This is a genomic window from Yersinia ruckeri ATCC 29473 (assembly GCF_000754815.1).
GTDB lineage: Bacteria > Pseudomonadota > Gammaproteobacteria > Enterobacterales > Enterobacteriaceae > Yersinia > Yersinia ruckeri.
Genome location: NZ_KN150748.1, coordinates 1 through 3856 on the forward strand (window position 1 = coordinate 1; position 3856 = coordinate 3856).

Sequence of the window (3856 nt, forward strand, 5' to 3'; positions counted from 1 at the left end):
GGCAGAACAATTTTATCTGTTGGCCGCCTGAAAAATAGACAGCCCTAGTTTTTTCGTCTTTCCTCCGTTAACGCGACACAACCATCAGGCGTCCTTTACCGCAGTTGCTGAAAACCGATAATGGTTCTGAATTTGCAGGGAAAATGCTGGACAAGTGGGTGAATGAAAGAGGGATCAGGATCGACTTCTCACGCCCGGGAACACCGACGGACAACGCTACGGTGGAGTCCTTTAATGACAGATTGCGGCAGGAATGTTTGAACGAGAACTGGTTCATGTCTCTGGAGGATGCACGGTGCAAAATCGAGGGCTGGCGGATACACTATAACCAGAGCCGTCTCCATTCTGCCCTGGGCTGGATGACTCCTTCTGAATTTGCCGAGAAATCTGCCGGTTGCCAGAATATGCAGCCAGAATGAAGCCGGTTATTCCTGATTATGAATGGATCACATACGAGGAGCGGGTCAGGGTCGGACATTACTAAGTGAGCGTTGTATCTAATCCTGGGGGTAGGTCACTTAATATGTAGTAAAAACCGACACGACAAACATCTGTTGTCAAAATCTGCAGTGACTAACTTTCTCTATTTAACCTAACTTGATGGAAGAAAAGACGCATAATACTTCACGATAAATACCAGCAATGACAATAAGAAAGTTCGCCATAGATATTTTATCTATTTTCAGTAGAGTAACCTCACTGGGATTTTGGCGATTTCACCCTGAAATAAAAGAAAAATATCAATATAAAACAATTAATTAATGATTTTTATTCGATGGCGAACTTTTATGGTTGGATAAGAAAATAAGCAGATTACAGCACTGATTTCAGTGGCAATTTCTGGCTGAAATCGCCACTGAGTTGATAGAATTACTGTGATAAATGTTTCTTCATTGTGTGCAAAATAAGTCGGTCAAGTTCTACCTGCAACTCTTTTGGCAAACGGCTAAATTCATAGCTAAAAGCGCGCCCCTTTATACGTTTTCTAGCGTATTTATCTTTTTCTTCAAAGTCCCATAATTTTTCAACAACAGCAGCCTGTTTTCCTGGTTTAGCTAAAATTTCGTCTAAAACATGTCGGAACGATTTTATTATTTCATTTTTCAGTTCATCAGAGACTAGTTCACTGGCATTATAAATTGTTTTTATTTGCTTCCTAACAGAATCAACAAATGTCTCTAGTTCGAGACTACGCAGCCGTAATTGTTCATCAATATCGAGCAATAATTTATAATCTGGATAGGTTAGTTCATATTGAACAGGGAAAAGCTCTAACATCATCTCAGGTACCGACGCGGCCTGAATAGCTCGGGTAACTTTCGCGGGAGATAAGCGTTCAGATTGGGCTATCTCTTTCTGGTTCATGCCTGAATCACGGAGAAGTAAAAGCCTTAATCCAATCTCACGTAAATTATGTTCTTTTGCGGTTTGAATATCAGCGGCGAGTTTTCTCGCATCATCCATATCAATATCATCCTGAGTAACCAAGACATTGAGATCGACATGGCAAATCAATGCGGCAGCTCTGCGACGTGAACCGTCGAGAATTTCAATCTTTCCATCAATTATACGTCCAATTACCGGGAAAAATTGTTGAAGACGAATGGTTCTGATAATGTCCTGAAGTGATTCCTCCGTGACACCCGCTTGATCTCTGCCATTTGTGGCCAGAGATACAAATGAACGTTCAGCAATATCCTCTGCCGGAATGGTTTCGAACATGAAGACAGCTTTTTTCCCTGAGGAAAGAGTGAATACTTGACGATAATTATCAGTTGATATATTGGACAAAGGAGAACCACTAAATGTCCGGCCGATGGTTGGGCGTTTTTTTGTCATGGGTTACCTCAGTTCATCCGAATAAATTCGATGCGATCGAATACAGCTTTAGCAAAATCTTCCGCTGCAGCACGAGCATTTTTTAATGCCTCACTACTACCAACATAGGTAGAGGGGTTGGCGGAAATAACCGTATCAAAAGATTCGCCACATCGTTCAAAACCATCAAGCCGTGGTAGGGCCACATCCAACATATCACCCCCAAATATCTCTTTGGCCAGACTATGACAAAGCTTGTGGTCAGATTTATTCTGCAATTTAGACATAAATCCTATATTGCCCTGAAGGGGATACTTAGCCCCTGATTTTGCAATCATCTCAATGAGTTCAGGAAGACGAGTGAGATATTTTAGAGTGGAGTGGAAATCGACCTGAGCAGGGGGGATCGGCGTCATAAGCAAGTTAGATGCAGCAATGGCATTACTCAGGAAAGCATCGAGATGTGGGCCACTATCAATAAAGATAAAATCATAATCCTTGTTGAGTTTATCAATAATGTTCTCTTTAAGAACGGTATAGATATTCTGGCCAGGCAAATGTTCGGTACACAGTTCTTTCCATTGCGATGCAATAAATGCATCTTCAATAGAAGCAGGGATAACATCAACGCCCGGCACAATAGAGGAAATGACAAATTCAGACAGAAGTTCTTCGCGGGTAACATTCTGTAGCATTGCCTGAGCAGAGGTTGTATCTACAGCCCCAATAGAACGAGAGTGATTTAGAAACATTGTAGCTGAAGATTGAGGATCAAGATCTATAACCAGAATTCTTAAATCTTCATAAAGTAGGTGAGGGTGGGCACGTAATCCATGAGCAAGAGAAACCGAACTTACTGTTTTCGATACACCACCTTTCAAATTACCAACAAAAATAGTGAAGCCTTCATCGTGGCGATCACGGTATTTAGGAACACCACGATGATGATATATATCTATAATATTTTGCAGCGACATTGCATATTTTATAGATGTTCCAGCCGGTTTCTTCAAAAACGTGTAACCTTGCTCTTCCATTTCGGTGACAGCATAGTCAACACTTGCACGTGTCAATTTAGGTAATTTGGCAACAGCAGCCTTGGCATAAGTCTGGAAATAAGTTGTTTCTTCCAGCTCTTCCTTTTGTTCCTTAATCTGTTTGGTCAGAAGAGTGAGCATATGTTCAGAGCGCTCGGCCACTCTATAAATTTGTTTAGTATTTACCGACACAAAACACCCTAGAATGTATAATTTAAGCATAAATACAATAATGCTACATATATACGTTTATGTAAAATATTTACTTAAAGACAAGATGATTTTTATCTTTAGTTTCAGATCCTCATTTCAGAATGAGTCCGTATACAAGAATGCCGATTGCGCTACACGAAATCTGAGGTATTCTTAAGGGGTGAGGTCGCTACATTTTGATATAGAGCAGCATAAATGGATTTTGATATAACGTTTCTGAAACTAGCGATATTGTTTGGTTTTGGGTCAAGAGTAATCAGGATGTCATTTTCAGAGGACGACTGCACCAGTTTGCTGGCATCGGGAGCCTTTGTGCATATGACTGCTGACAGTTTTTGATCTGAAATCATATGCACGAAAAACGGTTGTGTCGCGTTAACGGAGGAAAGACGAAAAAACTAGGGCTGTCTATTTTTCAGGCGGCCAACAGATAAAATTGTTCTGCCGGTGATAAATGCGGCTCTGTCGCATTAAGGCGTCGTCAGGTAACATGCTGTTTTTTTACGGTGTTGCCTAACCATGTCTCTGATCCGAAAAGCCTTTAAACGCCAGCATTATCCCGTCGATATCATCGCGCAATGTGTTCGTTGGTACCTGGCTTACGCCCTCAGCCTGCGCAACCAGGAAGATATGATGGCTGAACGCGGTATTGCCGTTGACCATTCCACGTTACACCGCTGGGTTATCCGCCTGGTGCCCTTGCTGGATAAGGCGTTTCGCCGGCATAAACGCTCAGTGGGTCGTCGGTGGCGCATGGATGAAACCTACATCAAAGTCAAAGGTCAGTG

General features: G+C 41.9%; 3 protein-coding genes and 1 pseudogene. 2 read left to right on the forward strand and 2 right to left on the reverse strand.

Going from position 1 to position 3856, the window contains the following annotated elements:
- Positions 1-89: 89 nt before the first annotated feature.
- Positions 90-419: pseudogene (locus DJ39_RS16595) on the forward strand (integrase core domain-containing protein); the annotation flags it as partial.
- 451 nt (positions 420-870) lie between these two features.
- Here the strand turns inward: DJ39_RS16595 and DJ39_RS16600 are convergent.
- Entirely contained in the window at positions 871-1839 is a 969-nt protein-coding gene (locus tag DJ39_RS16600; protein ID WP_004723386.1) for a ParB family protein, read from the reverse strand.
- Positions 1840-1847: 8 nt separating this feature from the next.
- Positions 1848-2996, reverse strand: coding sequence for an AAA family ATPase (locus tag DJ39_RS16605; RefSeq protein ID WP_256466105.1), 1149 nt, complete (start codon positions 2994-2996; stop codon positions 1848-1850).
- Positions 2997-3587: 591 nt separating this feature from the next.
- On the opposite strand from DJ39_RS16605, the gene DJ39_RS16610 reads away from it, so the two are divergent.
- The coding region (locus DJ39_RS16610) for an IS6 family transposase (protein WP_038251851.1) at positions 3588-3856 on the forward strand (269 nt) is incomplete at its 3' end.

Excerpts from the sequence above, each read along its gene's own strand:
- DJ39_RS16605 (WP_256466105.1), bottom strand. The coding sequence starts at position 2,996 with ATGCTCACTCTTCTGACCAAACAGATTAAGGAACAAAAGGAAGAGCTG.
- DJ39_RS16600 (WP_004723386.1), bottom strand. The coding sequence starts at position 1,839 with ATGACAAAAAAACGCCCAACCATCGGCCGGACATTTAGTGGTTCTCCT.